The sequence below is a fragment of the Micromonospora sp. KC606 genome (assembly GCF_004348675.1).
Taxonomy (GTDB): domain Bacteria; phylum Actinomycetota; class Actinomycetes; order Mycobacteriales; family Micromonosporaceae; genus Micromonospora.
In genome coordinates, this window is the sequence record NZ_SMKN01000007.1 from 59,119 (window position 1) to 85,988 (window position 26,870).

Genomic DNA, 26,870 nt, shown 5'->3' on the forward strand with positions numbered 1-26,870 from the left:
GGCGCGGCCGGCGCACTGGAGGTGGCACGAATGAAGGGCTGGTTCGCGCTCTCCCTCGGCCTGCTGGCCGTGGTGACCGGCGCCGTCTGGACGGTGCAGGGGCTCGGCTACGTCAGCGACAGCATCATGACCGGTCAGCGGATCTGGGCAGTGATCGGCCCGGCGCTCGCAGCGGTCGGGCTCGGCCTGCTCTGGCGGGGGATGCGGTCCCGTCAGGGCGACTGACCCGGCGTCGGCCCAGCACCAGATCGTGGGCGGGCTCGACCAGCGCGGGACGAGGCGACCGACGGCCGGGGAACGCGGAAAGCCCCGCGTCCGGAAACAGACACGGGGCTTCTCGTCGATCCGGCTGGCCGGATCACCCGGGCCGGCGGCTGCCGACCGGCACTGATCAGATGGGGCGGACCTGCTCGGCCTGCGGACCCTTCTGACCCTGGGCGATCTCGAACTCCACCCGCTGGTTCTCCTCCAGCGTGCGGTAGCCGCTGGACTGGATGGCCGAGAAGTGGACGAACACGTCAGCACCCCCGCCGTCGACGGTGATGAAGCCGAAGCCCTTGTCAGCGTTGAACCACTTCACGGTTCCCTGCGCCATGTGTATCTCCTTCTAAAACTGGCGGCCGAGCACACCGTGCGGCCGATTGGCCGTTTTCGAGCAGCGGTGCCTGAGGCGGCCCCCACGAAGGAGACTTCTCTCAACCCACGCCATCTCTTCAACAGCGGGGATCAGCAAACCACGTACGCAAAAACTCTGCACAGCCTACCCGACGAAATTCTCCGACATGTGACCTGACGGATGCCGGATCTCCGCTCGACGGCCCTTTCGGATCATGCGAAAGGGCCCCGACCGCCGCTGCGCGAGGGGGCCCGGTCCGCCGTCGGGGTCAGTCCGGCCAACTCCCGGTCAGCCGCCGCACGCCGACCGCACCGCCCCGGTCCACCGCTGCCCGGACCACCGCGAAGATCGCCCCCTGCAACGCCGCCGCGGCGAGGATCTCGCCCCATCGACGATCCTCGTCCGTCGCGCTGGGCGCCTCGCCGTCACCGGCGGTCATCTTCCAGACCTGCCGGAAGATCGCCCCGGCGACCGTGCCGGCAGCCAGACCGAGCAGCACCCCGACGGGCCGGTACGCCGTCCTGCCGATGCCCTTGCTCATCTACGCCTCCCCCGCACGATCAGCAGCACGACCACCGCCGCCAGCGCCCCGGCCGCGACCGCCGCCCAGGGGGCCGGGCCGCGCCCGAGTGTCTCCCGGTAACCCCGCGTCCGCAGTTCGCCGGTCTGCTGCGCCGCCTGCCCGCGAACCCGGGCCACGGTGAGCGCCGCCTGCTCGCGCATCCGTTCCCTCGCCTGGCCGGCGGACTCCCGCAGCCGGGCCTTCACATCGGCCTTCGCGGCCAACAGCTCCATCGTCTGGCCCAGTTCCACCCGGGTCCGCCGGATCTCCTCGCGGAGGGCCTCGGTGTCACCGGTTCCGTTGCCCGTCATGCCCGTCCCCTGTCCTTCACGGCCGCGGTGACGACGTCCATGTCCGCCCGCAGGCTCTGGACCGTCTTCTTCGGGACCGGGGGAACCGCACGGCTGACCTGCTTCTTCCCGACCAGAGCGAGGACGCCGGCGACCAGGAACAGCACCACCGCCACGATCAGGGCGGCCGCCCAGGCCGGCAGCGCCAGGTCCAGCAGCAGGATCGCCGCGACGACCAGCGCGCCGAGGCCGTAGAGGGCGAGCGCCCCGCCGCCGCCGAACAGGCCGATGCCGATCCCGGCGTGCTTGCCCTTCTGGGTCAACTCTGCCCGGGCCAGCGCCAGCTCGTCCCGCACCAGCCGGGAAACCTGCTCGGTGGCCCGCTGCACCAGTTCGGCGGTGGACGGCTCACTCCCGTTCGGGGACGTGCGGTGGTTCGCGACGTCAGCCATGCTGTCCTCCTTTCGTCGTCACCGCGCTGAATGCCCGGAGTCGCCGTCCGTCAATCCTGCGCACGGTGACCAACCACATCTGACCTCAGGTCGGGGCGTACCGTCCGGCGAAACGCGGAAGCCGGTCCAACGAAGCCCCGCGAGCTGGGGTCACGGGGCTTCGGGCGGTCGGTCAGCGGCGGCCGTCGAGGGACTCCTCGGCACCGACGAGCGTCCCGCCGCGCCCGTTTACTCCGGCGTCGGCCTGGTCGGCGCGGGACTCACCCCGGCCGTCCGCCCGGGTCTCGGACCGGTCGCGGGGCTCGGCGTCGTTGTCGGGGCCGACGAAGGCCTCGCTGCGGGCCTCACCGTCGTCGCTACCGCCGAAGACCCGAGCGTCGTCCGGCACGTCGGTCTCCGGCCGGCGGCGCTCCGGCCGGCGCGGCTGCACCCACTGCCAGGGCAGGGTGCCGGAGGCGTCGCCGATCTCGGTGCGGGACCGGGGCAGCGCGGTCGGCCGCTGGTCGCGGATCCAGCCGACCAGGTGCTCGCGGACCAGGCAGCGCAGGTCCCAGAGGCTGCCCGCGTCAGCGGCGCTGACCAGCGCCCGGACCTTGACCAGGCCGCCGGTCGCGTCGGTCACCTGGAGCACGCACACCCGGCCGTCCCACAGGTCGGTGCTCTCCACCAGCCGGCGCAGTTCCTCGCGCATCACCTGCACCGGGATCGACCAGTCGACGTCGAACTCGGCGGTGCCGAGCACGGCCGCCTCGGTTCGGGTCCAGTTCTGGAACGGGGTGCTGGTGAAGTAGGAGGTGGGCAGGATCAGGCGCCGGTCGTCCCAGATCTGCACCACCACGTAGCTGAGGGTCAGCTCCTCGATCCGGCCCCACTCGCCCTCGACGACCACCACGTCGTCGAGGCGCACCGCGTCGCTGAAGGCGAGCTGGAGGCCGGCGATGACGTTACCGAGCAGGCTCTGGGCGGCCAGCGCGGCGACCACACCGACCACACCGGCACTGGTCAGCACGCCGGCGCCGATGCCGCGCACGGCGGGGAAGGTCATCAGCATCACGCCGATGGCCAACACCACGATCACCGCGATGGTGAGCCGGCGCAGCAGAACCACCTGGGTACGCACCCGACGGGCATGGCGGTTGTTCGGCACGTCCACCCGGAACCGGGCCAGTGCGGTGTCCTCCACGACCACCAGCAGCGCGGCCACCAGCCAGGCGGTGGCGGCGACCAGGCCCAGCACCAGGGTGTGCAGCACCACCTGCCGCCACGGGGTGCCCACCGCGAACCCGGTGCCGAACCGCACCGCGAGCTGCACGGCCAGCACCGTCGTGGCGACCTGGAACGGCCGGTGGACGTGCTCGGTGAGCTCGGTCATCAGCAGCGAACGCCGGCCGAGCCGGCGAATCGTCCGATGCACGATCGCGGCGACGAACAGGGCGATCGCCGCCGCGGCTGCCGCGGCGGCGATCGCCACTAGGTAGTTCCGCACTGAGTGTCCCTCCGGCCGGGCGAATCAGCTCCGGGCAAAAGCTCTATGGTGCCTGGCGCATCCGGAAATCGACCAACTCAGACGCGGCGGTAGCGGGACTGCAGGAAGCAGTAGAGGCCGAAGGCGGCGATGCCGAGGGCCATCAGCAGCAGCAGGATCTGGCCGTAGGGCTGGTCGCGCAGGGCGCGCAGGGCGCCGTCCAGGCCCCGCGCCTTCTCCGGGTCGTAGTGCACGGCCGCCACCACGATCAGCAGACCGGCGACCGCGAACACGCTGCCGCGGGCGATGTAGCCCGCCATACCCAGCCGGCGGCTCAGCGTCCGGGTCTTCGGGCTCATCTCGCCGATCTTCAGGTTGCGCTCGAACTTCTTCTTGAGGCCGTAGATCACCATGCCGATGCCGACGGCGGCGAGCACCAGGCCGGCGATCCCGACCAGCCAGCGACCGCCGGTGGACGCCATCAGTCGCGCGGAGAAAGCCTCCTGCTGGTCGGCGCTGTCGGAGCTGGCGTTCTGGACGACCGTGACGGCGGTCCAGGCGAGCCAGAGGAAGACCACGGTGCGCACGGCCGAGGCGACCCGCTCGAAGAGCCGCTCCCTGCCCCGCTTGGCGTGGTGGCCGACGGCCGCCTCCAGCGCCTGCCAGATGGCCATGGCGACCAGACCGACGGCGATCGCGATCAACAGGAACTTGCCCATGGGCTGCGCGCCCAGGGTACGCAGCGCACCGTTCTGGTTGGCCTCCTCGCCGGAGGTGCCGAAGGCGACCTGGAGGGCGAGCCAGGCGAAGAGCAGGTGCACGATCCCGTAGCCGATGAAGCCGGCCCGGGCGAGGAGTTCCAGCCAGCGGCTGTCCGCGGTACGGGCGGCGGTGGCTTCGGCGTTCCGGGTAAGAGACATGCGGCCGTCTATTGCCGGACGCGTAGATCCCCAAACGTGGGCAGCCGCCGCCCGACCGGGTCAGCCGTTGGCGTTACGCGCCACGCGGATCTTGACCTCCTGGTCGGTGACGCTGTCCAGCGTTACCGCGAAGCCGCCCACCTCGGCCGCCTGCTGACCGGTGGTGAGGGAGACCCGCTCGCCGGCGACCTCGACGGTGACCTGGTCGCCCTCGGCGCCGATCAACTTGGCCTTGACACCGAGGATGTTGGCCTGCGCGTCGACGCCCCGGTCGAAGGTCACCGTGCAGGCGTCCAGACCACAGTCGGTGCGGGCGCCCTCGGAGCTGCACCCGGCCAGCAGTGCCGCGCCGAAGGCGAGGGAGGCCAGCAGCCCGGCTGCCCGGCGGGTGGGGGTGCGGGGGAAGGTACCGGTTCGGGTCGTCACCCGCCCAAGGGTACGAGACGTTCGCGACCCAGGCACCTGTCCGGTGCGACGGCCGTGGCGGCCGGGCCGTGCGCACCGGGGCCGACGTCACCACCACCCGATGGTTCCCAGGTGGACCGGTTGCTCGCCGAACCGGGCCGGCCGGCCCGGCGAGGGGAGACAATGGCCCGGTGAGCTTCCTGGTCGAGGAGAACCCCGCCAAGCACCGCTTCGAGATCCTGGTCGACGACGCGCTGGCCGGATCCACCGCGTATCTGCCCCGGGGCGGGGTGCGGGTGTTCACCCACACCGAGGTGCGCCCGGAGTACCAGGACATGGGCGTCGGCGCGGCGCTGGTCCGGGCCACCCTGGACCAGGTGCGCGCGGAGGGCGGCCGGGTGGTGCCGCAGTGCCCGTTCATGCGGGCCTTCATCACGCGCCACCCCGAGTACGCCGACCTGGTGGTCGTGCCGAACTGAGGGGGGCCGGCGCCGGCCGGCGAGCAACTCGGCGAACGGCGTGCGCCGCGGCCCGGGGCGCGCCGCGGTGGCGTCCATCCCGGCCGCGTGCGACAGTGCCGACATGGATTCGCTTCCGGTCGCCGACGCGACCTCACCGGCCGACATCCCGGGCGTACGCCTGCTCGGCGTGGTGGTCGGCGGCCTGCTGCTGTTCGCCGCCATCCGGGCGATGTTCCGGCGACGCTGACTGATCTCCCACCACCTCGGTGCCCAGGCTCGCCGGGGCGATGAAGGAGCCCTCAGCCGGCGGACACCACGTGCGCCAGACGGCGGTACCCCCACCGCCCAACACCCCACCATGGCGCAGACGGCGTCGGCCAGGCCGCCAGGCGCACGCTCCGGCCGTCCGCTGCCGGCGGCCGGCCGGTTTCGGCGATGATCGCCACGGGTACTCCCGGACCTTGATGAAGCTGTCCACGAACTCCGCGACGTTGCGCCGTGCGGCACGCAACCTCTTCGGCTGGACCACGCTGCGGCCCCACCAGCTCGCCGCCATGCGCGCCGTGATGAAGCGACGCGACGCCCTGGTGGTGCTGCCCACCGGCGCCGGCAAGTCGGCGATCTACCAGATCCCGGCCAGCCTGATCCCCGGCCCGACCGTGGTGATCTCCCCGCTGCTGGCCCTCCAACAGGACCAGATCGCCGCGCTCAACGAACGGCAGCGCCCGGAACTGCGGGCGGTGCGGATCAGCTCCGCCGAGAGCCCGACCCAGCAGGCCGAGGCGATCGCCGAGCTCCGCGAGGGGCGGGCCGAGTTCCTCTTCATCACCCCCGAGCAGCTCAGCGACCCCGACCGGTTGGCCGAGGTGAGGTCGCTGAAGCCAGCCCTCGTCGCGGTCGACGAGGCGCACTGCATCTCCGCCTGGGGCCACGACTTCCGTCCCGACTACCTGGCGCTGGGCCACCTCGTCGACGGCCTCGACCGGCCACCGGTGGTCGCCCTGACCGCCACCGCGTCACCCCCGGTACGCGACGACATCATCGCCCGGCTGCGGCTGCGCGACCCGGAGGTGGTGATCTCCGGGCTGGACCGGCCGAACCTCTTCCTCGAGGTCGCCCACTGCCCCACCGACGACTACCGGTGGCGGCGGCTGACCGCGCTGTTGCGCGACGACGAGCGCCCCGGCATCATCTACGCGCCCACCCGCCGGGGCGCCGAGGACCTGGCCGCCCGGCTCACCGACGCCGGCCTCCCGGCGCAGCACTACCACGGCGGCATGCCCACCGGCGCCCGCCACGAGCTGCACGAGGCCTTCCTCGCCGACCAGGTGCCTGTCATGGTGGCCACCTCCGCCTTCGGCATGGGCATCGACAAGCCGAACATCGCCTGGGTGGTCCACATGGCGCTGCCCGACTCCCCGGACAGCTACTTCCAGGAGATCGGCCGCGCCGGCCGCGACGGCGAGCCGGCCCGGGTGCTGCTGCTGTGGCGGGCCGAGGACGTCTCGCTCCGGCGCTACTTCAGCGGCGGCCTGCCCGACCCCACCGAGCTGCGGGACCTGGCCGCGCTGCTGCGCAGGCAGCCCCGCACCAGGAGGGAGCTGCGCGAGCTGACCGGCCTCGGCGCCCGCAAACTGGGCCGGTACCTGGCGCTGCTGGAGCAGGTCGGGGCGGCGCAGCCACGCGCGAAGCAGCGGCTCGGCGCGCCCCCGTACTCGCCCACGCCGGTGGACGCCGCAACGGCCGCCCTGGCCGAGGCGGAACGCCAGCAGACCGTCACCCGCTCCCGCACCGACATGATGCGCGCCTTCGCCGAGACCACCGCCTGCCGGGTGCAGACGCTGCTGGCGTACTTCGGTGAGCAGATGTCCGCCGTCTGTGGGCACTGCGACAGCTGCCACGACGGCACCAGCCGCGCCGACGACGGCGCGGTCGGCCCGTTCCCGGTGCACAGCCAGGTCCGGCACCCGGAGTGGGGGGCCGGCCTGGTGCTCAACTACGAAGACGACCGGATGACGGTGCTCTTCGACGAGGTCGGCTACAAGACGCTCTCCGTGCCCGTGGTGTCGGAGCAGGGTCTGCTGACCCTGGACTAGCCTGACCGGGCACCCACGCGGGTGCCACGGACGTGTGAGAAGTGACCCAGGGCGAGAGGGGCTCAAGTCGTGATCGAACAGCCGGCGTACACCGGTTTCGGGTTCTCCGACGAGGAGTGGGGGCTGCTGGTCGGCCTGCCGCAGGCGGTGCTCACCGCCGCCAGCGCCGCCGAGTCCGACGGCTCCCGACGCACCCGTGCGGAGAACGCCGCCGGGCTGGAGACCATCGCCGCCGGCCGGGAGTCCGCCAGTCCGCTGGTCGCGGCCGTGGCCGGGGAACTCGTGTCCCGGGTGGGCGACCCGGAGGCCGGCGAGGAACTGCCGGTCATCGAGCCGGCCGATCCGCAGGGACTGATCGACGACGTGCTGGCCCGGGCCGGCCAGGCGTCCGCCCTGCTCGCCGCCAAGGTGGACGAAGGCGCGGCAGGGGCGTACCGGCACTGGCTGGTGGAGATCGCCGAGCAGGTGGTGGGCGCGGCCTCGACGGGCGGCATCCTCGGCCTCGGTGGCGACCAGGTCAGCGACTCGGAGCGGCGCTTCCGGGATCGGCTCTCGCACGTGCTCAACGACTGACGCCCCACGACGGCGGCGGTCCCGGTAAACCGCCGCCGTCGCGTGTCGCCGGCCCGTTCAGGCGACCCGGCGTCGGAACAGCACGGCGGCGAGCACCACGGACACCAGCATGATGCCGAGGCACCAGGCCACCGCGAGGGCCGGCGCCGACCCGGGCGGCGTGCCGAGCAACAGCGCCCGCAGGGTCTCGATGACCGGGGTGACCGGCTGGTGGTCGGCGAAGCCGCGCAACCAGCTCGGCATGGTCTCCACCGGAACGAAGGCGCTGCTCGGGTAGGGCAGGAACATGACCAGGAAGGTGAAGCCGCTGGCCGCCTCCGGCGTCTGGGCGAGCAGTCCGAAGGCGGCGGACAACCAGGACACGGCGAGCAGGAACAGCAGCAGCACCCCGGCCGCACCGAGCCAGCCCAGCGGGTCGACGGCCGGGCGGAACCCGATCGCCACGGCCACGCCGAGGACGAGCGCCGTCGAGACCAGGTTGCGCAGGACGCTCGCGACGACGTGGCCGCCGAGGATCGCGGTGGCGGCGACGTCCATCGTGCGCAGCCGCTCGACCAGGCCGTTGCCGAGGTCGGTGGTGACGCTCATCGCGGTGCCCGCCGCCCCGAAACCGGCGCAGAGCAGCAGCACCCCGGGGACGACGTAGGTGACGTACGCGCCGCCGGTGTCGATGGCACCGCCGAAGAGGTAGACGAAGAGCAGCATCAGGATCACCGGCAGCAGCAGCGAGGTGAGCAGCGCGTCGACGTTACGGCGAGAGAGCCGTACGCACCGCTGCACCAGGACGGACAGCTCGGCGCCCCGGGCGGTCAGCTCAGACACCGGCCACCTCCCGCGCCGTGGCGGGCGCCGCCTGCCCAGTCAGGGTCAGGAAGACGTCGTCGAGGGTCGCGGTGCGCAGGTGGAAACGCTCGACGCCCTGCCGGTCGGGGTCGACCTCGTCGAGCAGCCGGCGGACCTGCGGCGCATCGCCGTCGATGGGGACGGCCAGTTCGCGCCGGCCGGCGTCGGCGTGGGCCACCCGGCTGCCGAGCCGACGGGCCGCGGCGGCGAACCGTTCGTCGTCGCGCATGGTCAGTTCGAGCCGGTGGGCGCCGAACCGCCGCTTCAGCTCCTCGGCCGTCCCCTCGGCCGCGAGCCGGCCGGCGTGCAGGACCGCCACCCGGTCGGCGAGCCGGTCGGCTTCCTCCAGGTACTGCGTGGTGAGCAGTACCGTGACGCCTCCGGCGGCCAACTCCGCGACGACCTCCCACAGCGCCTGCCGGCCGCGCGGGTCGAGCCCGGTGGTCGGCTCGTCGAGGAAGATGACCGACGGCGAGCCGACCAGGCTGGCGGCGAGGTCGAGGCGGCGGCGCATCCCGCCGGAGTACGTCGACACCCGGCGGCCGGCCGCCGCCGCCAGGTCGAAGCGCTCCAGCAGGTCGGCGGTGCGCCGGCGGGCCGCCGGGCGGGACAGCCCGGCGAGCCGGGCCATCATCGTCAGGTTCTCCGCGCCGGTCTGCGCGTCGTCGAGGGCCGCGTGCTGGCCGGCGAGGCTGATCAGCCGGCGTACCCGGCGCCGGTCGCGGACCACGTCGAGGCCGTCCACCCGGGCGCTTCCGTGGTCGGGGGCGCTCAGTGTGGACAGGATGCGCACGGTGGTGGTCTTGCCCGCGCCGTTGGGCCCGAGCAGGGCGTGCACGGTGCCCCGAGCCACTCGCAGGGTCAGCCCGTCGAGCACCGCCACCGCGCCGAAGGACTTGCGTAACCCGACGGCCTCCACCGACGGTGTCGTCCACTCCCCCATGGTTGCCTCACTCTCCGCTTTCTGCGTACGCCATACGCTTAACTGCGTATAGGATACGCAGAAGCTAGGATGGTGTGTCAACACCGCGTGCGAGAGGCGAGGATGAGCGAGCCGGACGACGACCTGCCCGAGAGTGTGGCGATCGCCTGGGGCCTGCGGGAGCGTCCGGGCAAGGGCCCGCGGCGCAGCCTCACCCTCGACCAGGTCGTGGCCGCCGCCGTCAGGGTGGCCGAGGCCGACGGGCTGGCCGCGGTCTCGATGAGCCGGGTCGCCGGCGAGCTGGGCGTCGCCACCATGTCGCTCTACCGCTACGTGTCGGCGAAGACCGACCTGGTGGATCTGATGACCGACGCCGCCTACGGCGACCCTCCGCCACCACGCGGCCCCGACGAGGGGTGGCGGGCGGCACTCACCCGCTGGGCCGAGGCCCACGTCGCCGCCATCCGCCGCCACCCGTGGCTGCGGCACGTGCCGGTCGGCGGCCCGCCGATCCGCCCCAACCAGGTGCGCTGGATGGAACGAGGGCTCGACGCCGTGCGCGGCACCGGCCTGTTCCCCAGCGAGCGCCTGTCGACGGTCCTGCTGGTCAGCGGGTACGCCCGGAACTGGGCCACGGTGACCGTCGACCTCGCCGAGGCCGCCGCCCGTTCCAGGCTCACCGCGGAAGAGGCAGGCATCCGTTACTGGCGGCACCTCGAACGGCTCACCCGGGCCGGCGACTTCCCGGCGATCCGGGAACTGCTCGCCCAGTGGGCCGACGAGCAGGACGACGAGGAGTTCGACGCGGAGTGGCGGTTCGGCCTCGACCGCGTACTCGACGGTGTCGAGGCCCTGATCCGCGGCCGGTCACCCGCCACCTGAGCGGCGACGCGGCCCCCGGTCAGGCCTCCTCCAGCAGGCCGAGGACCGCCCGCTCCGCCCGCTCGCGCGGCGTCCCCGGGCCGACCGGCGCCACCACACCGTCGTGGTAGAGGTCCACCACCCGCGGGTCCACGTAGGAGGCCCGCGCCACCGTCGGGGTGTTGCCCAGCAGCTCCGCCACCTCGCGCATCACGGCGGCGACCGCCCTGCGGCGCGCGGTGGCCGACCGCTGCCGACCCACGGTGGCCAGCTCGGTGGCCGCCAGGACGGTGGCGTGCCAGGTGCGGAAGTCCTTCGCGGTCATCTCCCCGCCACTGGCGTCGCGCAGGTAGTCGTTGACCTCGTCGCTGCGCACGTCGCGCCAGGCGCGGCCGTCCCGGTAGCCGAAGAGTCGCTCCTCGGCGCGGCGGCGGCGACGCAGCGCGGTCAGCACCCGGCACAGCTCCGGGTCATCGATTCGGCGGACCTGTTCGATGCCACCCTTGGCGGGGAACTCGAAGACCACGCAACCGGCCCGGGAACGGGCGTGCTCGGGGCGCAGGGTGGACACGCCGAAGGTGGCGTCCTCGCCGACGGCGTACTGGTCGTTGCCGACCCGGAACATGCCCATGTCGAGCAGCCGGGCGACGGTGGCCAGCACCCGCTCCCGGTGCAGGCCGCGCCCGTCCAGGTCGTGCGCGATGCGCGTACGCAGCGCCGGCAGCCGGTGGGCCACCTCCAGCACGTGGTCGAACTTCGCCTCGTCACGCTTGCGCCGCCACTGCGGGTGGTAGAGGTACTGCTTGCGTCCGGCCGCGTCGATGCCGGTGGCCTGGATGTGTCCGTTCGGGTACGGCGAGATCCACACGTCCTGCCAGGCGGGCGGGATCACCAGGCCCTGCAGCCGGGCCCGTTCGTCGGGATCGCGAACCGGCCCGCCCTTCGGGTCCAGGAACACCCAACCCCGGCCGGCCCGGCGACGCCCGTAGCCCGCCCGGCCCGGGTCGCTACGCCGTAACCGCACCGGAGATCCGCACCGCCTCTTCGGCCTCGTCCACGGCGGCCAGCACCCGGTCCACCGGCAGGGCCGCCAACCTCGGGTGGGTTCCTACCCCGGGCGTATCCGGCCAATCCTGTCCGCCGCACCACAGCACCCGGTGCTGGGGGCGGCCCGGCGGCGGCCCCCACTGGGCGGGCGGGACCGGTCCGAAGAGCAGTACCGACGGGGTGGCGTACGCGGTGGCCAGGTGCCCGACACCCGTGTCGCCGCTGACCACGAGCCGGGCGTGGGCTACCAGCGCGGCCAGCTCGCCCAGATCGGTGCCGCCGGCCAGGACGACGTCGGGCGGCAGCCCGGCGGCGGCGGCCACCCGCCCGGCCAGGTCCCGCTCGGTCACCGAACCGGTCACCACCACCCGGTGGCCCCGGCCGGCGAGTTCCCGGGCCAGTGCGGCGAACCGCTCGGCCGGCCACCGCTTCTCCGGCGCCTTGCTGCCCGGGTGGACGATCGTCGCGGCGACCGACGTCGCACCCGGCGAGGGCCGGCGCAGGGCCAGGTCGCTACGGTCGGCGGGGATGCCGTACCAGGCGAGCAGCCGGCACCACCGGTCGACCTCGTGCTCCCCGACCCGCCAGCGCGGGCCGTCGAGGTGCCCCGCCGGCAGGCTGCGGAAAGCGAGCAGCCGTCCCGCGCCGGACAGCATCCGGTGCGACTGCGGGCCGCGTCCGTGCAGGTTGACCGCCACCGGTGGCGGCGGCCACGACGGCGGGCCCAGCCCGTCGGTGGGCAGCACCCGGTCCACCGCGTCGACCAGGTCGGCCAGCGGCGTGAGCCAGGCCGGCGCCGCCAGCGTCAGCTCCTGGTCCGGGTACGCGGCCCGCAGCGCGCGCAACGCCGGCACCGCTGTGGCCAGGTCGCCCACCCCCAGGGCGCGGAGCACGAGGATCACGGCCAGGAGGTTTCCCGCTCGGCGCAGACCACCAGCTCGCGGACGGCGCAGCCGGGTGGCTGGGAGAGGGCGAACATGACCGCGGCGGCGGTGTCGGCCGGGGCGTTGAGGTTGGCGTCCGGCCCGGGCTTGTACTGCTCGTCGCGGTCGTCGAAGAACGCGGTGCGCATCCCGCCGGGGATCAGCAGGGTCACGCCGACCCTCCCGGCGAGCTCGGCGGCGAGGGCCCGGGTGAACCCGACCACCCCGAACTTCGCCGCGCAGTACGCGGTCGCGTCGCTGACCGCCCTGATCCCGAGCGTCGAGGCGACCGTGACGACGTTGCCGTGGGCCGCCTCCAGAAACGGCAGCGCGGCGCGGACCACCGCGACGGTGCCGAGCAGGTCGACCGTGACGATCCGCTCCCAGGTGTCCCGGGGTACGTCGGCGAGCCTGCCGGGCACGTCCATCCCGGCGGCGGTCACCACCGCGTCCAGACCGCCGTGGCGTTCGGCGAGGTCCCGGGTCGCCTCCTCGGCGGCCCGGGTGTCAGCAAGGTCGCACTCGACCCACGGCACCCCGTCGCCGGGACGGTGACGGTCCAGCACCAGCGGACGCCCCCCGGCCCTCGCCACCGCGGCGACCACCGCCGCGCCGAGGCCGCTCGATCCGCCGGTGACCAGGACGGTCGGCCCGGCACCGGGTGCTGCGCTGCTGGTCATCATGCTCCTTCCGCGGTCGGACGAGCGGCAAGGCCGGTGCCGGTGGGGGCGACCACGCGCCGTTCGCCGCGAGCCGCCGCGATCATGTCGGTGGTGGAGCGCCCGTGCAGGTAGGGCACCACCACGGTCTGCCCGCCCCACCGGCGCAACACTTCCGCCTCCGGCAGCGACGAGGTGTCGCCACCACCGGTGGCGTAGTCGCCGCCCTTGACCCAGATATCCGGGCGCAACCAGCTCAGCACGGCGTGCGGAGTCTGCTCGTCGAAGACCATCACCGCGTCCACGCAGCTCAACGCCGCCAGCAGTCGGCTGCGGTCGCCCTGGGACACCACCGGGCGACCCGGGCCCTTCAACCCGGCGACGCTGGCGTCGGAGTTGAGGCAGACGACCAGGCAGTCGCCGAGTTGCCGGGCGGCCTGCAGGGTCGCCACGTGCCCGGCGTGCAGCAGATCGAAGCAGCCGCCGGTGGCCACCACCGTCCCGCCGGCCGCGCGTACCTCCGCCACCACCGCGCCGGCAGCCGCTGCCCCGACCCGCTCCCCGAAGCCGGCGAGCACCACCGGTGAGGCGGCATGGACCGCCCTGGGCAGCGCGGTGGCCACTCCCCCGCCGGCCACGTACGCCGACGCCTCCGCCACCGCCTCCTGCACCGCCTCGGAGACCAGCGCGCCACGGGCCAGCGCGAGGGTGGCGGCGGAGGCGAACCGGTCGCCGGCCCCGCAGGTGTCGCCCTCGGCCGTCACCGGGGCCGAGACGACCAGCGGGGTCGACCCGGCGTGGCAGAGCAGCGCGCCGTCCCCGCCGAGGGTCACCACCACCGCGCCGACCCGCCACCGCTCGCGCAGCCCCTGCGCGCCCCGGGCGGCGGTGGCCAGCCGGGACTCCCCGGCCGGAACCTTGGTCAGTTCCCGGGCCTCCGGCTCGTTCGGGGTTGCCAGGGTGACCCCGGGCACCGCCGCCGGCCCGCGGGGGTGCGGATCCCACACCACCGGGGCACGGGTCGCGGCGAGAGCGGCGCGCAGCGCCGGCTGCCGGGCCACACCCCGGCCGTAATCGCTGACCAGCACGGCCGACGCCTCGGCGAGCAGCCGCAGTACCGCCTCGTGCGGCTCCCCGGGTTCGCCGGCCGGGCCACCCCGGTCGTGGCGCAGCAGCACCCGGCCCCGCGCCCGCAGCCGGATCTTCTCAGGGGTGGCCCCGGGCAGCGGCAGCGCGTACACCCGCACCCCGGCGGCGGTGAGCAGCGAGGCCAGCCGAGCCCCGGCGGCGTCGTCCGCGAGCGCGGTCACCAGGGCCACCTCGGCACCCTGGGCGGCGGCGAAGACGGCCGCCAGGCCGGCCCCGCCGGGCCGGTCCGCGTGCGCGGTCTCGTCCAGCACCGGCACCGGGGAGTCGGGGCAGAGCCGGTTCACCACGCCCTCGACGTCGCGGTCCAACAGAGTGTCGCCGACGACCACCAGGGGTCCGGCCACGGTGGCCCTCCTCATCCCGTCTCCACCCCGCGCCCACCGCCGTCGAGCACCACCTCCACCCCGGCCCGGACCGGGCCGGCGCTGGTCAGGGCTCCCGTGGGGTCGGTGTCGGCGGCCCCGTCCCCACCGGCGGTGGCCAGGGCCGCCGGGGTACGACCGGCCCGCGCGGCCGGCAGCTCCCGCTCGACGTACTCGCAGAGCACGTGGGTGGAGACCAGATGCAGTTCCTGCACCACCTGGCTGTCCGGCGACGGCACGGCCAGCACGTCGTCGCAGACCTCGGCGAGCGGGTTCGGGGCCGGGCCGGTGAACGCCCAGCAGCGCACCCCCACGTCGCGGGCGGTGTCCACCGCGCGCAGCAGGTTGGCGCTGGCGCCGCTGGTCGACATCAGCAGCAGGATGTCGCCCTGCCGGCCGTGCGCGCGGACCTGCCGGGCGAAGACCTCGTCGTAGCCGTAGTCGTTGCCGATCGCGGTCACCGCCGAGGTCTCGGCGTGCAGGGCGATCGCCGACAGGGGCTGCCGGTCGTCGCGGAGCTTGCCGACCAGTTCGGCGGTGAGGTGCTGGGCCTCGGCGGCGCTGCCGCCGTTGCCCGCGACGAGCAGCCGGCCACCGCCGGCCAGCGTCCGGGCCAGCTCGGCGCCCCAGCGAGCCAGCAGCGCCTCACAGTCCCGGTACGGCAGTAGCGCCTCGGCCAACAACGACAGGTGCGCGGCGAGCAGCCCGGGCGCCATCAGGCAACCACCCGGGTCGGCCGGCGGATCGCGGCGACCTCGCCGTACACGTCCGCGATCCGCTCGGCGGCGGTGGCCCAGGAGTAACTGCTCCGGGCCCGTTGCAGCGCCGCGGTGGCGTACCCGAACCGGCGGATCCGGTCGTCGAGCAGGCGCTGGACCGCCGTGCCCAGTGCCTTCGGATCCCGGGCCGGGATCAGGTCACCGGTGACCCCATCGACGACCGTGTCCCTGATCCCGCCGACGGCGGTGCCGATCACGGGCACGCCGCAGGCCATCGCCTCCAGCGGGGTGAGCCCGAACGGCTCGTACCAGGGGGCGGCCACCAACACGTCCGCCGAGCGGTACCAGCGGCCCATCTCCTCCCGGGGCACCGCGCCGACCAGCCTGACCCGGTCGGCGACCCCGCAGGTCTCGGCGAGGGCGCGCAGCCGGCGGGCATACGGGTCGGTTTCCAGCAGGCCGGCAGGCGGGCCGCCGACGATCACGCACTCGGCCTGGGGCACCAGCTCCATCGCCCGGACCACCGTCTGGAAGCCCTTGCGTTCGACCAGCCGACCGACGGTGAGCACCCGGGGTCGGTCGGGTTCCCGCTCGGCGGCCGGGCCGAGGGGGGCGAAGGTGGTCAGGTTGACCCCGGACGGGATCACCGTCATCCGGGACCGGGGCACGCCGAGGCGGACCAACTCGCCGACCTCGTCCTGGCACTGGGCGATCACCCGGTCGGCGGCGCGGCCCAGTTCCCGCTCGTAGCCGATCCGCCGGGCGGGGCTGGTGTCCTGCACGCCCTGGTGCCGCTTCTTGACCGAGCCGAGCGCGTGGTACGTCAGCACCACCGGCACCCCCGTCTGCCGGCCGGCGGCCAGCGCGGCCAGCCCGCTCATCCAGAAGTGCGCGTGGATCACCTCGGGCGCCCAGTCGCCGCCCCGCCAGCGCGCCACCAGCCAGTGGCTGAACTCCTTCATGTGCGGCAGCAGGGCGTCCTTGGCCACCGGCTCGGCAGGCCCGGCCGGCACGTGCACCACGTCGTACCCGCCCGGGGCGCGGACGGTGACCGGCAGGTCGACGGCGTCGCGGCGGGTGTAGACCCGCACGTCGTGGCCCTCGCCGATGAGCGCCGTGGCTAGTTCGGCGACGTGGGTGTTCTGTCCGCCGGCGTCCTCGCCGCCCAGGACGGCGAGGGGGCTGGCGTGCTCGGAGATCATCGCGATGCGCATGTTTCCTCCTCCAGCAGGTGGTCCCAGTCGGCGAGGAACCGGTCGAGTCCGAAGCGTTCCTTGGCCACCTCCTGTGCCCGCGCGCCGAGCTGGCGGGCGGCGTCGCGGTCCTCCGTCAGCCATCGGGCTGCGTCGACGAGGGTGTTGATTCGGGTGGAGAGGATGCCGGCGTCGGGTGGTATGGCCTCGACGGCTTCGGTGGTGGCGAGGGCGATGACGGGCATGCCGATGTGCATGGCTTCGATGAGGCTGAGGCCGAGGCTGGTCCAGCGGCAGAGGTGTAGGTATGCGCGGCGTTGTGCGAGGGCGGTGTGCATGTGGTGTTGGGGGAGGTCGTCGTGGGTGGTGAGGCGGTCGGTGGGGAGGTTCAGGTGGTTGGCGAGGCCGGTGACCTTCATGCCGAAGATGTCGAGGGGGGCGATGTCGGTGAAGTGGGTGAGTAGGTCGGTGCCGGTGACTCGCCAGCGGCGGATGGGTTCGTTGGTGACGACGGCGAGTCGGTCGAGTTGTCCGGTCCATGGGGTGGTGGGTGGCACGACGCCGTGTTCGATGACGGTGGTGCGGGTGCTGCCGTTGTCGTAGAAGAGGTGGTTGAAGTGGGTGACGTGGGTGAGCAGGAGGTCGTGGCGGTCGGCCATGGGGTGGCGGGTGTTGGGTACGTCGCCTTTGGGGGTGTTGTGTTCGACGTAGATGGCGGGGATGTCTCGGCCGGGGCGGCGGTGGAGCCATTGTTCGGTGAGGTGGAGTTCGTCGGGGCGTTGGAGGATGACGACGTCGATGTGTTCGTGGCGTAGTTGTTCGGGGGTGATTTCCTCGGCGTTGTCGGGCCAGGGGTAGGTGCGGGCTCGGCCGAGTCCGTAGGGGCCGCGGTCGGGGGTGACGGGGATGAGGTAGCGGTGTCTGCCGTGGACGAAGGACGTGGTCCAGGAGCCGTGCACATGCCACAACAGGACGTTCATGACTCTCCTTCAACTGTCGGATGTCTCAGCGGATGAGCAGGCCGACCGCCGCGACCACCTCGGCCGGGTCGATCCCGGCCGTGAGGCAGGGGTGGTCGGGCTCCGGGCAGCGGGTGGCCCGGGTGTCCCGGCAGGCGGCGGCGGCGTCGCCGAGTCGGACGGCGGGCACCCGGTAGGGTCCCCACTGTCCGTAGGGGACGGTGGGGGCGAAGAGGCTGACCACCGGCACGCCCAACGCCGCGGCCAGATGCGCCGGACCGGTGTTGCCGACGACGAGCGCACCGGCGCCGGCGAGCACGGCGGCCAGCTCCGCCAGTCCGGTCCGCCCGCCCAGGTCGAGGCCGGCGTCGCCGGCGACCCGGGCGGTCAGGTCGGTCTCGTCCGGGCCGCCGGTCACCACCACCCGGTGACCGGCCGCGGCGAGCACCCGGACTATCCGGGTGGCCAGCTCGGGCGGGCAGGCGCGGGTCTCCACCGCGGAGCCGGGATGCACCACCACGTACCCCGGTGGGCCGAGCCGGGCCGGCGGCGGGGGCAGCCCGTCGGTGCGTACCCGCAGGGTCGGCTGGTCCCCCGGCGGCAGCCCGAAGCCGGCGGCGGCGGCGAGGGAGAGCGCCCGCTCGGGTTCGGGTACGCCGGTGGGGGCCCGGTGTCGGACGTCGAGGAGGCTGCCGGGGTAGTCGTCGCTGATGGCGCTGATGCGGGGTACGCCGGCGAGGCGCAGCAGCAGGGCCAGGGGGAGGGGGGACTGGTGGAAGCTGGTGAAGATGACGGCTTCGTCGGCGCCGACGGCGGCGAGCCGGGTGGTGAGGGTGTGGATGTCGGTGGGGTCGACCGGGGCGGGATCGCCGTCGATCCAGGGCAGGGGCCATTCGATGAGTTCGTCGACGCCGGGCAGGAGGGCGGCGGCGTCGCGTCCGCGTGGTCCGTGCAGCAGGACGACCCGGACGGCGCCGGCGGCGACGGCGCGGATCGCGGGGCCGGTGACCAGGACGTCCCCGGCGGAGTCGCTGCGAGCCACCAGCACCGTCCCGGCGCGGCGCGGCGCGGCCGGCACGACCGCCGCCTGCCGCCGCAGGATCTCCTCGACCGCCGCCGGCAGGTCACGGGCCACGTACGGGGCGGCGGCCACCTCCTGCGGCCGGGTGACCGGGGTGGGCACCAGGACGCCGCTCGCGCCGGCGGCCAGCGCGGCGCTCATGTCCCGGCCGATGTCACCGACCAGTACGCAGCGCTGCGGGGTGGTACCGAGCGCGGACGCGGCCTGCTCGACCAGGCCGGGCGCCGGTTTGCGGCACCGGCAGCCGACGCTGTCGTCGTGCGGGCAGACCTGCCAACTGTCGAACGGCCCCAGCAGTGCCTCGACCCGGGCGTTGACCGCCAGCAACTGCGCCGCCGTGAACAGGCCGCGGGCCAACCCCGACTGATTCGTCACCACCGCCAGACGCAGCCCCGCCCCCCGCAGCCGGTCCAACGCCTCCCGGGCCCCCGGCACCGGCCGCACCTTGTCCGGATCACCGTTGTACGGCACATCCTCGATCAACGTGCCGTCCCGATCCAGCAGCACCGCGTCGAAGAGACCGGGTGTGATCACGCCCCCGTTCACGACCAAGCAGTTGCCCGAGGCGGGAGAGGTAAACATCATCGTTGCGCTCCGGTGGCGTCGCCGTCCGTGATGGATCGGCCGCGCCACCAACCGCGTACCCAGTGGGCCACCGCCAGCGGGGGGATGAGTGCGCTGGTCACCAGCATGGTGGTCAGTTCCGCACGGGTACGTGGCCCCGGCGCGATCCGGGCCGCCGCGAACTCGGCGGTGCCGACCACCCACCCGAACGCGCCCACGGCGGCGACCGCGCCCAGCCCCCGACGGGCCGTGCCACACGGCAGCCCCAGCCTCGCCGCACCCGCCGCCAGGGCCAGCGCGCCGGCCGAGGTGACCGCGACGTGCCGGGACCGCCGTCCCGGCGGCAGGCGCAGGGTGGTCCGCCATCTCGGGCCGTACAGGCGGCGCAGCAACGCGTCGTCGGCGTTGCCGCGCTGGGCGCGCAGGCTGACCCAGCGGTCCTCCGGGCGTACCGGATGGGTGACCTCGTGCCGACCGCGTACCAGCTCCCAGCCGGCCAGCCGCATCCGGTGGGCCAGCTCGGCGTCCTCTCGAAAGGCGCGGGGGAACCGTTCGTCGAACCCGCCGACGGTCTCCAGCGCCGCACGCCGGTACGCCATGTCGGCCGTGATCCACTCGCCGTCGGCCAGGCCGGCAGTGCTTCGCTCCCAGTCGGTCGGCCGGCGGTCGGCCGGCAGTGGCACCCGCACCCGGCCCTGCACCCCGCCCACCCGCTCGTCCACCGCGAGGTCGTCGGCCAGCCGCCGAGCCCAGTCCGGCGCGGGGACCACGTCGTCGTCGAGGAAGACCACCCACGGCTGGCGGGCCGCCCGCCGACCGACGTTGCGCGCCGCCGCCGGGCCCGCGCCGGTCCCGGTCACCACCTTCGCGTACGCCGACAGCGTCCCCGGCACCGCCAGCTCGTCGGTGGTGTCCCGCCGGTCGTCGACCAGCAGGACCTCCACGTCGGGCAACGCGGCCAACTGCGGGGCGAGGGCGTCGAGCAGCGCGCCGAGGCTGGGCCGGCCCAGGGTCGGCACCACCACGCTGATCACCGGTCGCCGTCCCACGTTCGACCGCCACCGAGCGCGCCCCGCCGCACCGCGAGCGGACCCAGGGCGAGCAACTCCACCGGCGCGGAACCGAACAGCTCCAGTGCCTCGCGCGGGGTGTCCACCATGGGCAGCCCGGCCGTGTTCAGCGAGGTGTTCACCACCACCGGCAGGCCGGTGAGCCGTTCGAACTCGGTCAGCATCTCGGCGACGAGAGGCTCGGTGTCGGCGTGCACGGTCTGCACCCGCGCGGTGCCGTCGACGTGGGTGACCGCGGGGATGCGGTCCCGCCAGCCTGGCTTGACCCGGTGCACGAAGAGCATGTAGCGGCTGGGGAAGACACCCTCGAAGATCTCGGCGAAGCGTTCCGCCCGGACCATCGGCGCGATCGGGCGGAACTGCTCGCGACCCTTCACGGCGTTCATCCGGCGGGTGGTGTCCGGGTCGCCCGGGTGCGCCAGCAACGACCGGTGCCCCAGGGCGCGCGGGCCGTACTCGCTGCGGCCCTGGTACCAGGCGACGATGCCGTTGTCGGCGAGCACCCGGGCCGCCTCGGCGGCGATGGAGTCTGGTCGGTGGTACGGCAGCGCGGCACGGCGCAGTTCCGCCTCCAACTCCTCGTCCGACCAGCCCCGGCCCAGGTCCACCCCGGTCATCGGGGTCGACCGGTCACCCAGGTCACCGGCCACGTGCAGGGCCGCGCCCAGGGCGGTGCCCGAGTCGCCGGCGGCCGGCTGCACCCAGACGTTCCGGTACGGCCCCTCGGCCGCGACCCGTGCGTTGGCGACGCAGTTCAGTGCCACCCCGCCCGCCATGGCCAGGGTCGACGCGCCGCCGGAGGCGTCGTACAACCAGCGGGACAGGTCGAGGATGACCTCCTCCAGCCGTTGCTGGACGCTGGCGGCCAGGTCGGCGTGCTCCTCGGTCAGCTCGCCGGCGGGCACCGCCTTGGCCAGGCTGTTCCAGTCGATCCGGTCGACGTGGAAGCCACCCTCCGGGGTCACCGTCACCAGCTCGCGCAGCAGGCCCAGGTGCTTCGGCTCGCCGTACGAGGCCAGCGCCATGACCTTGTACTCGTCGCTGGAGTGCGTGAAGCCGAGGTGCCGCGTGAGGTCCTCGTAGAGCAGGCCGAGGGAGTGTGGCAGCTGCTGGGAGTGCAGCCGGGCCAGTACGCCGTCGCGGTAGACGCCGGCCAGGTGGCTGGCGGCCTCGCCGCGACCGTCGAGCACCAGCACGGCGGTGTCGTCGCCGGCCGACGGGGCGGCCAGCCCGGCTGAGGCGGCGTGCGCGATGTGGTGCGGCACGAACCGTACCTTCTCCGGGTCGAGACCGGGCAGGGCGGCGGCGAGGAACTGCGGTGCGCGCCGGGCGTAGTCGACCCGCAGCCAGTCCCAGGGGTCGCTGAGCCCCAGGTCGGCGGCGTCCTGGCAGAGGCCGGGGTCGAACGAGTAGGCCACCACGTCGAGGCTGTCGACGTCGATGCCGGCGCTGGCCAGGCACCAGGCCGCGGAGTGCTCGGGCAGCTCCCAGGCGGAGAAGGGCACCGGCCGCTTGCCGTGCTTGCGGCGGCTGAACCGTTCCTCTTCGGCGGCGGCCACCACCTGCCCGTCGACCACCAGGGCGGCGGCCGGATCGTGGAAGATCGCATTGATTCCGAGCACGCGCATGTCCGGTCCCTACCCCGGTGGCCCGCCGCTAACCCGTAGATCATCGACTTCTCCGGCGGGGTAAACCTCCGTCGTGGAGACTCGTCGCGCCGGACCTGGCCCCGGCGGCAGATCCGGGCAGCGGTCCGGCGAACCGACCGTCTTCGGGGAAGATCGCACCGGGCCGGCGCGTTGTGGCCAGGGTGTCGCTAGGCCGCCCGCCGCGCGGTGTCGCGTGGGGCTCCGCCGTCGTGTCGGGCGGTGCGGCTACGCTCGCTGCGGCGCGCCGCGCCTGAGATCGGGACGGTGAGCGGCATCACACCGCCGAGACCGGGGAGTACGACCAGTTGACCGCACAGCCTGACACCCGTTACGGGGCCGACGACCTCACCCATCTGGAGGGCCTGGACGCCGTCCGCAAACGTCCCGGCATGTATATCGGCTCCACGGACAGCCGTGGCGTGGGTCACCTCGTCAACGAGATCCTCGACAACTCCACCGACGAGGGTGTCGCCGGTCACGCCGCGAAGATCGTGGTGATCCTGCACGCCGACGGTTCGGTGCAGGTCGACGACGACGGGCGCGGCATCCCCACCGACGTGCACGCCAAGTCCGGCATCTCCGGAGTCGAGCTGGTGCTCACCCGGTTGCACGCGGGTGGCAAGTTCGGCGGCTCGGGCTACAAGACCTCCGGTGGCCTGCACGGTGTCGGCGCGTCGGCGGTCAACGCGCTGTCCCGGCGCTTCGACGTCACCGTCCGGCGCGGCGGCAAGATCCACGCGATGTCGTTCCGGCACGGCGTGCCGGGCATCTTCGACGGCGACGGCCCGGACGCCTCCTTCACCCCCGGCCCCGGCCTCCAGGTTGTCGGGGCGATGAAGCGCGGCCAGCGCAGCGGCACCTCGATCCGTTACTGGCACGACGTCCGCTACTTCGAGACCGGCGCGACGCTCGACGTCGACGCCGTGCGGACGAAGCTGCGCAACACCGCCTTCCTGGTCCCGGGGGTGGACTACCGGCTGCGCGACGAGACCGTCGAGCAGCCCACCGAGGAGCGGTTCCACTTCCCCGAGGGCCTCACCGCCATGGTGGAGTTCCTCGCCCCGGCCGGCGACCGCCCGGTCTCCGGCACCCTCCTGGTCACCGGTGAGGGGACGTACCGGGAGAACGCCGCCGACGCCAACGGCGTCATGCAGGCCAACGTGCCGCGTCGCGCCGAGGTCGAGATCGCGTTCCGCTGGGGCACCGGCTACGAGCGCACCGTCGAGTGCTTCACCAACACCATCCGCAACGCCCACGGCGGCACCCACCGCAAGGGCTTCGAGCGGGCCCTGGTGCGGACCCTCGCCGACGCGGTCCGCAACGCCCGGGGCCTGCTCAAGGCCAAGGAGGAGCCGCCCACCCTGGACGACGTCCTGGAGGGGATGACGGCGGTGGTGCACGTGCGCATCCCCGAGCCGCAGTTCACCTCGCAGACCAAGGACGAGCTCTCCACCGCCGGCATCACCAAGGTGCTCCAGTCCCTCGTCGAGCAACATCTCAAGACCTGGCTGGACGACCGCCGGACGAAGGCCGAGGCGCGCACCGTCCTCCAGAAGATCGTCGACGCGGCCCGGGTGCGGCTGACCCAGAAGCAGCAGAAGGACGCCGCCCGGCGCAAGACCGCGCTGGAGGGGGCGGCCATGCCCGCCAAGCTGGTCGACTGCCGATCGGCCGGAATCGAGCGCAGTGAGCTGTTCATCGTGGAGGGGGACAGCGCGCTGGGAACGGGGCGACTTGCCCGATCTTCTGAATATCAGGCGCTTCTTCCGATTCGCGGCAAGATCCTCAACGTGCAGAAGGCGAACCTCCAGCAGGTGCTGGACAACGCCGAGTGCGCCGCGATCGTGCAGGTGCTCGGGGCCGGGTCGGGGCGTACCTTCGACCTGTCCGCGATGCGGTACGGCCGGGTCCTGATCATGGCGGACGCCGACGTGGACGGCGCGCACATCCGTACCCTGCTCATCACGCTCTTCGCCCGCTACATGCGGCCGCTGATCGAGGCCGGCCGGCTCTACGCCGCGATGCCGCCCCTGCACAAGATCACCACCAGGGGGCGCAGCCCGCAGACCGTCTACACCTACACCCAGGCCGAGATGGAGGCGACGGTCCGCAAGCTGGAGAAGGCCGGCAAGCAGATCGTCACCCCGATCCCGCGCTTCAAGGGTCTCGGTGAGATGGACGCCGACGAGTTGTGGGAGACCACCATGAACCCGGCCACCCGGGCGGTCCGCCGGATCACCCTCGACGACGTCGACGCCGCCGAGCGGATCCTCGAACTGCTGATGGGGGAGAAGGTCGAGCCGCGCCGCAACTGGCTGATCGAATCCTCCGACCGGGTCGACCGGGAAGCGATCGACGCATGAGCCCGCTGACCGCCGCGCACCCAGAAGGAAGCTGAACGATGGCACGCCGCAAGGACGACCGCGCCAAGGTGGACCTGTCCGCCTTCGACCAGGCCGGCGCGCGGGTATTCGACAACCCGCTGGTCACCGAGGTCTCCGACTCCTACCTGGAGTACGCCTTCTCGGTCATCCACTCCCGCGCCCTGCCCGACGCCCGCGACGGACTCAAGCCGGTGCACCGGCGCATCCTGTACTCCATGCACGAGAACGGTTTCCGGCCGGACCGCGCGCACGTCAAGTCGGCCCGCGTGGTCGGCGACGTGATGGGGCGCTACCACCCGCACGGTGACACGGCGATCTACGACGCCATGGTCCGGATGGCGCAGGATTTCTCGCTCAACGCGCCGCTCATCGACGGGCATGGAAATTTCGGAAGTCCAGACGATGGACCGGCTGCGGCGCGCTACACAGAAGCACGCATGTCCCGGGAGGCGATGCTGCTCGTCGGCGAGCTGGGCGAGGACACCGTCGACGTCGAGCCCAACTACGACGGCTCGCTGACCCAGCCCACCGTGCTGCCGGCTGCCTTCCCCAACCTGCTGGTCAACGGCGCGTCCGGGATCGCGGTCGGGATGGCGACGAACATGATCCCGCACAACCTGGGCGAGGTCGTCTCCGCCGCCCGCTGGCTGATCAACCACCCGGACGCCACCCTCGACAGGCTGATGGAGTTCGTCCCCGGGCCCGACCTGCCCACCGGAGGTTTGCTGCTCGGCCTGGACGAGGTGCGCCGGGCGTACGAGACCGGGCGCGGCGTGGTGCGGATGCGCGGCCGGGTGGAGATCGGTCCCCTTGAGGGCAGCCGGGGCCGGCAGGCGATCACCGTGGTCGAGCTGCCGTACGGCATCGGTGCGGAGAAGGTCATCGCCGCGATCACCAACGAGGTGACCAAGACCAAGCGGCTCACCGGCATCGCCGACGTCAAGGACCTCACCGACCGGGAGAGCGGCACCCGCCTGGTCATCGAGTGCAAGGTCGGGGTCAACCCGCAGGCGCTGCTGGCCGATCTCTACCGGCTCACCCCGTTGGAGCAGTCCTTCGGCGTCAACAACCTGGTGCTGGTCGACGGCCAGCCGCGCACCCTGGGCCTCAAGCCGCTGCTGGAGGTCTTCCTGGCCCACCGGTACGACGTCGTGTCCCGGCGCAGCGCGTACCGCCGCCGCAAGCGCCAGGAGCGGCTGCACCTGGTCGAGGGTCTGCTGATCGCCCTGCTCGACATCGACAAGGTGGTCAAGCTGATCCGGGCCAGCGAGGACGCCCAGGCCGCCAAGGACGGCCTGATGCAGAGGTTCAAGCTCTCCGAGATCCAGGCCACCTACATCCTGGACACCCCGCTGCGCCGGCTCACGAAGTACGACCGGATCGAGCTGGAGGCCGAGCAGGAGAGGCTGCGTGGCGAGATCGCCGAGCTGTCCAGGATTCTCGATGATCCGAAGGTGCTGAAGAAGGTCGTCTCCGACGAGCTGGCCGCGGTGGTCAAGCAGTTCGCCGCGCCGCGCCGCACCACCCTGGTCGACGGGGACCTCAAGGAGGTGCTGGCCGCGTCCGCGCCGGCCGGCCCGCTGGAGGTGGCCGACGACCCCTGCCAGGTGATCCTGTCGGCGACCGGCCTGGTCGCCCGGACAGCGGCCGAGTCGGAGGAGACCTCCGAGGGGCGTCGGCGTAACGGCCGGGTCAAGCACGACACGGTACGCGCTCTCGTGCACACCACGGCCCGAGGTCGGGTGCTCCTGGTGACCAGTGCCGGCCGAGCCTTCAAGATCGACGTGCTGCCGTTGCCGGTGCTGCCGGAGCAGGCCGGCACCGTGTCCCTGCGCGGTGGCATGGCCGCCGCGGAACTGGTGCCACTGGAGCCGGGGGAGACGGTGGTCGGCCTGGCCCCGCTGGGCCCGGCCGCGCAGGATTCCCCGGGGCTCGCCCTGGGCACCCGGCAGGGCGTGGTCAAGGTGTGCGCCCCGGAGTGGCCGGTCCGCTCGGACGAGTTCGAGGTGATCGGGCTGCGCGAGGGCGACGAGGTGGTGGGGGCGACCTGGCTGACCGACGGGCAGGAAGCCCTGACCTTCGTCACCAGCGAGGCGTCGTTGCTGCGGTTCGCCGCGACGCTGGTCCGCCCGCAGGGGCCGAAGGGCGGCGGCATGGCGGGGGTCAACCTGCCCGCCGGGGCCCGGGTGGTCTTCTTCGGCGCGGTCCGCACCGACGACCCGGTGCACGGGGAGCCGATGGTGGTCACCTCCACCGGGGCGACGGTCAAGGTGACGCCGTTCGGGGCGTACCCGGCGAAGGGGCGGGCCACCGGCGGAGTGCGCGCCCATCGGTTCCTCAGGGGGGAGACGGACGTGGACGTCGCCTGGGTCGGGCCGCGCCCGGTCGGCGCCACCGCCACGGGCGAGCCGGTGGAGCTGCCGGCGGCCGACCCGCGCCGCGACGGCTCCGGATTCGCGGTGATGCTCGGCCCCACGGTCGTCGGCCACCTCATCGAACGGGACTGACCCAATTCACGGCAAGGGCCCGGAAGCGAGTGCTTCCGGGCCCCCGCCGTCCCCGCCGCCCTGCGGTCGATCATGAGGTTGTCGCCCTGACCGCCAACGTGTCGCGGCGGCAACTTCATGATCACCAGGCCGGGTGGG

At 73.3% G+C, this 26,870-nt stretch carries 26 protein-coding genes and 1 pseudogene; 8 read left to right on the top strand and 19 right to left on the bottom strand.

Annotation, left to right across the window (positions count from 1 at the left end; genetic code table 11):
• The first annotated feature begins 30 nt into the window (after positions 1 to 30).
• Positions 31 to 225 carry a hypothetical protein gene (locus E1193_RS03255; protein ID WP_132180133.1) on the top strand — a complete coding sequence of 65 codons (195 nt, stop codon included), beginning with the start codon at positions 31 to 33 and terminating at the stop codon, positions 223 to 225.
• A 166-nt stretch (positions 226 to 391) separates the two neighbouring features.
• Here the strand turns inward: E1193_RS03255 and E1193_RS03260 are convergent, their stop codons facing one another.
• From E1193_RS03260 to E1193_RS03290, 7 genes and pseudogenes are all read right to left on the bottom strand, one after another.
• Positions 392 to 595, bottom strand: a complete 204-nt coding sequence (locus E1193_RS03260) for a cold-shock protein (protein ID WP_091424054.1) — start codon at positions 593 to 595, stop codon at positions 392 to 394.
• Positions 596 to 884: 289 nt separating this feature from the next.
• Positions 885 to 1,157 (bottom strand): DUF4235 domain-containing protein, encoded by a 273-nt coding sequence (locus E1193_RS03265; protein ID WP_132180084.1) that lies wholly within the window; start codon positions 1,155 to 1,157, stop codon positions 885 to 887.
• A complete protein-coding gene (locus E1193_RS03270; RefSeq protein WP_132180086.1) occupies positions 1,154 to 1,489 on the bottom strand; it encodes a DUF3618 domain-containing protein in 336 nt (111 codons plus the stop codon). Before E1193_RS03270 ends, E1193_RS03265 begins: the two co-directional genes overlap by 4 nt.
• Positions 1,486 to 1,920, bottom strand: a complete 435-nt coding sequence (locus E1193_RS03275; protein WP_132180088.1) for a phage holin family protein — start codon at positions 1,918 to 1,920, stop codon at positions 1,486 to 1,488. Before E1193_RS03275 ends, E1193_RS03270 begins: the two co-directional genes overlap by 4 nt.
• Before the next feature lie 295 nt (positions 1,921 to 2,215).
• Positions 2,216 to 3,406 (bottom strand): annotated as a pseudogene (locus E1193_RS03280) (mechanosensitive ion channel domain-containing protein); the annotation flags it as partial.
• 77 nt (positions 3,407 to 3,483) lie between these two features.
• Positions 3,484 to 4,305: a DUF1206 domain-containing protein gene (locus E1193_RS03285; protein ID WP_132180092.1), complete on the bottom strand. Its 822-nt coding sequence runs from the start codon at positions 4,303 to 4,305 to the stop codon at positions 3,484 to 3,486.
• Between the two features lie 60 nt (positions 4,306 to 4,365).
• The gene (locus E1193_RS03290) at positions 4,366 to 4,731 is read right to left on the bottom strand and encodes a hypothetical protein (RefSeq protein ID WP_132180094.1); all 366 of its coding nucleotides are present in this window, start codon (positions 4,729 to 4,731) and stop codon (positions 4,366 to 4,368) included.
• Positions 4,732 to 4,901: 170 nt separating this feature from the next.
• Here E1193_RS03290 and E1193_RS03295 point away from each other — a divergent pair, with 170 nt between their 5' ends.
• The 4 genes from E1193_RS03295 (at position 4,902) to E1193_RS03305 (ending at position 7,840) form a co-directional block, all read left to right on the top strand.
• Positions 4,902 to 5,189, top strand: a complete 288-nt coding sequence (locus tag E1193_RS03295) for a GNAT family N-acetyltransferase (RefSeq protein WP_132180096.1) — start codon at positions 4,902 to 4,904, stop codon at positions 5,187 to 5,189.
• Between the two features lie 103 nt (positions 5,190 to 5,292).
• A complete protein-coding gene (locus E1193_RS33640) occupies positions 5,293 to 5,418 on the top strand; it encodes a hypothetical protein (protein ID WP_279433285.1) in 126 nt (41 codons plus the stop codon).
• A 217-nt stretch (positions 5,419 to 5,635) separates the two neighbouring features.
• A complete protein-coding gene (locus E1193_RS03300) occupies positions 5,636 to 7,267 on the top strand; it encodes an ATP-dependent DNA helicase RecQ (protein ID WP_132180098.1) in 1,632 nt (543 codons plus the stop codon).
• A gap of 69 nt (positions 7,268 to 7,336) precedes the next feature.
• Positions 7,337 to 7,840 carry a hypothetical protein gene (locus tag E1193_RS03305; protein ID WP_132180100.1) on the top strand — a complete coding sequence of 168 codons (504 nt, stop codon included), beginning with the start codon at positions 7,337 to 7,339 and terminating at the stop codon, positions 7,838 to 7,840.
• Between the two features lie 57 nt (positions 7,841 to 7,897).
• Here E1193_RS03305 and E1193_RS03310 read toward each other — a convergent pair whose 3' ends face one another.
• Complete coding sequence (locus E1193_RS03310; RefSeq protein ID WP_132180102.1) at positions 7,898 to 8,662, bottom strand: ABC transporter permease; 765 nt, start codon at positions 8,660 to 8,662, stop codon at positions 7,898 to 7,900.
• Positions 8,655 to 9,626 (bottom strand): ATP-binding cassette domain-containing protein, encoded by a 972-nt coding sequence (locus E1193_RS03315; RefSeq protein WP_132180104.1) that lies wholly within the window; start codon positions 9,624 to 9,626, stop codon positions 8,655 to 8,657. Before E1193_RS03315 ends, E1193_RS03310 begins: the two co-directional genes overlap by 8 nt.
• A gap of 102 nt (positions 9,627 to 9,728) precedes the next feature.
• Between E1193_RS03315 and E1193_RS03320 the strand changes: the two genes are divergently transcribed.
• The gene (locus E1193_RS03320) at positions 9,729 to 10,487 is read left to right on the top strand and encodes a TetR/AcrR family transcriptional regulator C-terminal domain-containing protein (RefSeq protein WP_132180106.1); all 759 of its coding nucleotides are present in this window, start codon (positions 9,729 to 9,731) and stop codon (positions 10,485 to 10,487) included.
• A 19-nt stretch (positions 10,488 to 10,506) separates the two neighbouring features.
• Here the strand turns inward: E1193_RS03320 and E1193_RS03325 are convergent, their stop codons facing one another.
• From E1193_RS03325 to E1193_RS03370, 10 genes are read right to left on the bottom strand one after another with little or no spacing between them, the layout of a single operon-like run.
• Entirely contained in the window at positions 10,507 to 11,490 is a 984-nt protein-coding gene (locus E1193_RS03325; protein ID WP_132180108.1) for a DNA topoisomerase IB, read from the bottom strand.
• The gene (locus tag E1193_RS03330) at positions 11,474 to 12,415 is read right to left on the bottom strand and encodes a glycosyltransferase family 9 protein (protein WP_132180110.1); all 942 of its coding nucleotides are present in this window, start codon (positions 12,413 to 12,415) and stop codon (positions 11,474 to 11,476) included. Before E1193_RS03330 ends, E1193_RS03325 begins: the two co-directional genes overlap by 17 nt.
• Entirely contained in the window at positions 12,412 to 13,116 is a 705-nt protein-coding gene (locus E1193_RS03335; protein WP_132180112.1) for an SDR family oxidoreductase, read from the bottom strand. Before E1193_RS03335 ends, E1193_RS03330 begins: the two co-directional genes overlap by 4 nt.
• Entirely contained in the window at positions 13,116 to 14,603 is a 1,488-nt protein-coding gene (locus tag E1193_RS03340) for a PfkB family carbohydrate kinase (RefSeq protein ID WP_132180114.1), read from the bottom strand. Before E1193_RS03340 ends, E1193_RS03335 begins: the two co-directional genes overlap by 1 nt.
• Positions 14,600 to 15,322, bottom strand: a complete 723-nt coding sequence (locus tag E1193_RS03345; RefSeq protein WP_132180116.1) for an SIS domain-containing protein — start codon at positions 15,320 to 15,322, stop codon at positions 14,600 to 14,602. Before E1193_RS03345 ends, E1193_RS03340 begins: the two co-directional genes overlap by 4 nt.
• Positions 15,322 to 16,539 carry a glycosyltransferase gene (locus E1193_RS03350; protein ID WP_132180118.1) on the bottom strand — a complete coding sequence of 406 codons (1,218 nt, stop codon included), beginning with the start codon at positions 16,537 to 16,539 and terminating at the stop codon, positions 15,322 to 15,324. Before E1193_RS03350 ends, E1193_RS03345 begins: the two co-directional genes overlap by 1 nt.
• On the bottom strand, positions 16,524 to 17,498 hold the full coding sequence (locus E1193_RS03355; protein WP_132180120.1) for a glycosyltransferase: 975 nt from the start codon (positions 17,496 to 17,498) through the stop codon (positions 16,524 to 16,526). The genes E1193_RS03350 and E1193_RS03355 overlap by 16 nt, the downstream gene beginning before the upstream one ends.
• A gap of 25 nt (positions 17,499 to 17,523) precedes the next feature.
• Positions 17,524 to 19,140, bottom strand: a complete 1,617-nt coding sequence (locus tag E1193_RS03360) for an HAD-IIIA family hydrolase (RefSeq protein ID WP_243707257.1) — start codon at positions 19,138 to 19,140, stop codon at positions 17,524 to 17,526.
• Positions 19,140 to 20,171, bottom strand: coding sequence for a glycosyltransferase (locus tag E1193_RS03365; protein WP_243707254.1), 1,032 nt, complete (start codon positions 20,169 to 20,171; stop codon positions 19,140 to 19,142). The genes E1193_RS03360 and E1193_RS03365 overlap by 1 nt, the downstream gene beginning before the upstream one ends.
• Positions 20,153 to 21,820 (bottom strand): carbamoyltransferase C-terminal domain-containing protein, encoded by a 1,668-nt coding sequence (locus E1193_RS03370; RefSeq protein ID WP_132180124.1) that lies wholly within the window; start codon positions 21,818 to 21,820, stop codon positions 20,153 to 20,155. Before E1193_RS03370 ends, E1193_RS03365 begins: the two co-directional genes overlap by 19 nt.
• Positions 21,821 to 22,146: 326 nt before the next feature.
• Here E1193_RS03370 and E1193_RS03375 point away from each other — a divergent pair, with 326 nt between their 5' ends.
• Together E1193_RS03375 and E1193_RS03380 are read left to right on the top strand one after the other, a co-directional pair.
• Positions 22,147 to 24,204, top strand: a complete 2,058-nt coding sequence (locus E1193_RS03375; protein WP_132180126.1) for a DNA topoisomerase IV subunit B — start codon at positions 22,147 to 22,149, stop codon at positions 24,202 to 24,204.
• A 38-nt stretch (positions 24,205 to 24,242) separates the two neighbouring features.
• Positions 24,243 to 26,732 carry a DNA topoisomerase IV subunit A gene (locus E1193_RS03380; protein WP_132180127.1) on the top strand — a complete coding sequence of 830 codons (2,490 nt, stop codon included), beginning with the start codon at positions 24,243 to 24,245 and terminating at the stop codon, positions 26,730 to 26,732.
• Positions 26,733 to 26,870 lie beyond the last annotated feature (138 nt).

Bases quoted from the DNA above. Each gene is read 5' to 3' on its own strand.
- E1193_RS03255 (WP_132180133.1), top strand. From the start codon at position 31: ATGAAGGGCTGGTTCGCGCTCTCCCTCGGCCTGCTGGCCGTGGTGACC.
- E1193_RS03260 (WP_091424054.1), bottom strand. From the start codon at position 595: ATGGCGCAGGGAACCGTGAAGTGGTTCAACGCTGACAAGGGCTTCGGC.
- E1193_RS03265 (WP_132180084.1), bottom strand. From the start codon at position 1,157: ATGAGCAAGGGCATCGGCAGGACGGCGTACCGGCCCGTCGGGGTGCTG.
- E1193_RS03270 (WP_132180086.1), bottom strand. From the start codon at position 1,489: ATGACGGGCAACGGAACCGGTGACACCGAGGCCCTCCGCGAGGAGATC.
- E1193_RS03275 (WP_132180088.1), bottom strand. From the start codon at position 1,920: ATGGCTGACGTCGCGAACCACCGCACGTCCCCGAACGGGAGTGAGCCG.
- E1193_RS03285 (WP_132180092.1), bottom strand. From the start codon at position 4,305: ATGTCTCTTACCCGGAACGCCGAAGCCACCGCCGCCCGTACCGCGGAC.
- E1193_RS33640 (WP_279433285.1), top strand. From the start codon at position 5,293: ATGGATTCGCTTCCGGTCGCCGACGCGACCTCACCGGCCGACATCCCG.
- E1193_RS03300 (WP_132180098.1), top strand. From the start codon at position 5,636: ATGAAGCTGTCCACGAACTCCGCGACGTTGCGCCGTGCGGCACGCAAC.
- E1193_RS03315 (WP_132180104.1), bottom strand. From the start codon at position 9,626: ATGGGGGAGTGGACGACACCGTCGGTGGAGGCCGTCGGGTTACGCAAG.
- E1193_RS03320 (WP_132180106.1), top strand. From the start codon at position 9,729: ATGAGCGAGCCGGACGACGACCTGCCCGAGAGTGTGGCGATCGCCTGG.
- E1193_RS03335 (WP_132180112.1), bottom strand. From the start codon at position 13,116: ATGACCAGCAGCGCAGCACCCGGTGCCGGGCCGACCGTCCTGGTCACC.
- E1193_RS03340 (WP_132180114.1), bottom strand. From the start codon at position 14,603: ATGAGGAGGGCCACCGTGGCCGGACCCCTGGTGGTCGTCGGCGACACT.
- E1193_RS03345 (WP_132180116.1), bottom strand. From the start codon at position 15,322: ATGGCGCCCGGGCTGCTCGCCGCGCACCTGTCGTTGTTGGCCGAGGCG.
- E1193_RS03350 (WP_132180118.1), bottom strand. From the start codon at position 16,539: ATGCGCATCGCGATGATCTCCGAGCACGCCAGCCCCCTCGCCGTCCTG.
- E1193_RS03355 (WP_132180120.1), bottom strand. From the start codon at position 17,498: ATGAACGTCCTGTTGTGGCATGTGCACGGCTCCTGGACCACGTCCTTC.
- E1193_RS03360 (WP_243707257.1), bottom strand. From the start codon at position 19,140: ATGTTTACCTCTCCCGCCTCGGGCAACTGCTTGGTCGTGAACGGGGGC.
- E1193_RS03370 (WP_132180124.1), bottom strand. From the start codon at position 21,820: ATGCGCGTGCTCGGAATCAATGCGATCTTCCACGATCCGGCCGCCGCC.
- E1193_RS03380 (WP_132180127.1), top strand. From the start codon at position 24,243: ATGGCACGCCGCAAGGACGACCGCGCCAAGGTGGACCTGTCCGCCTTC.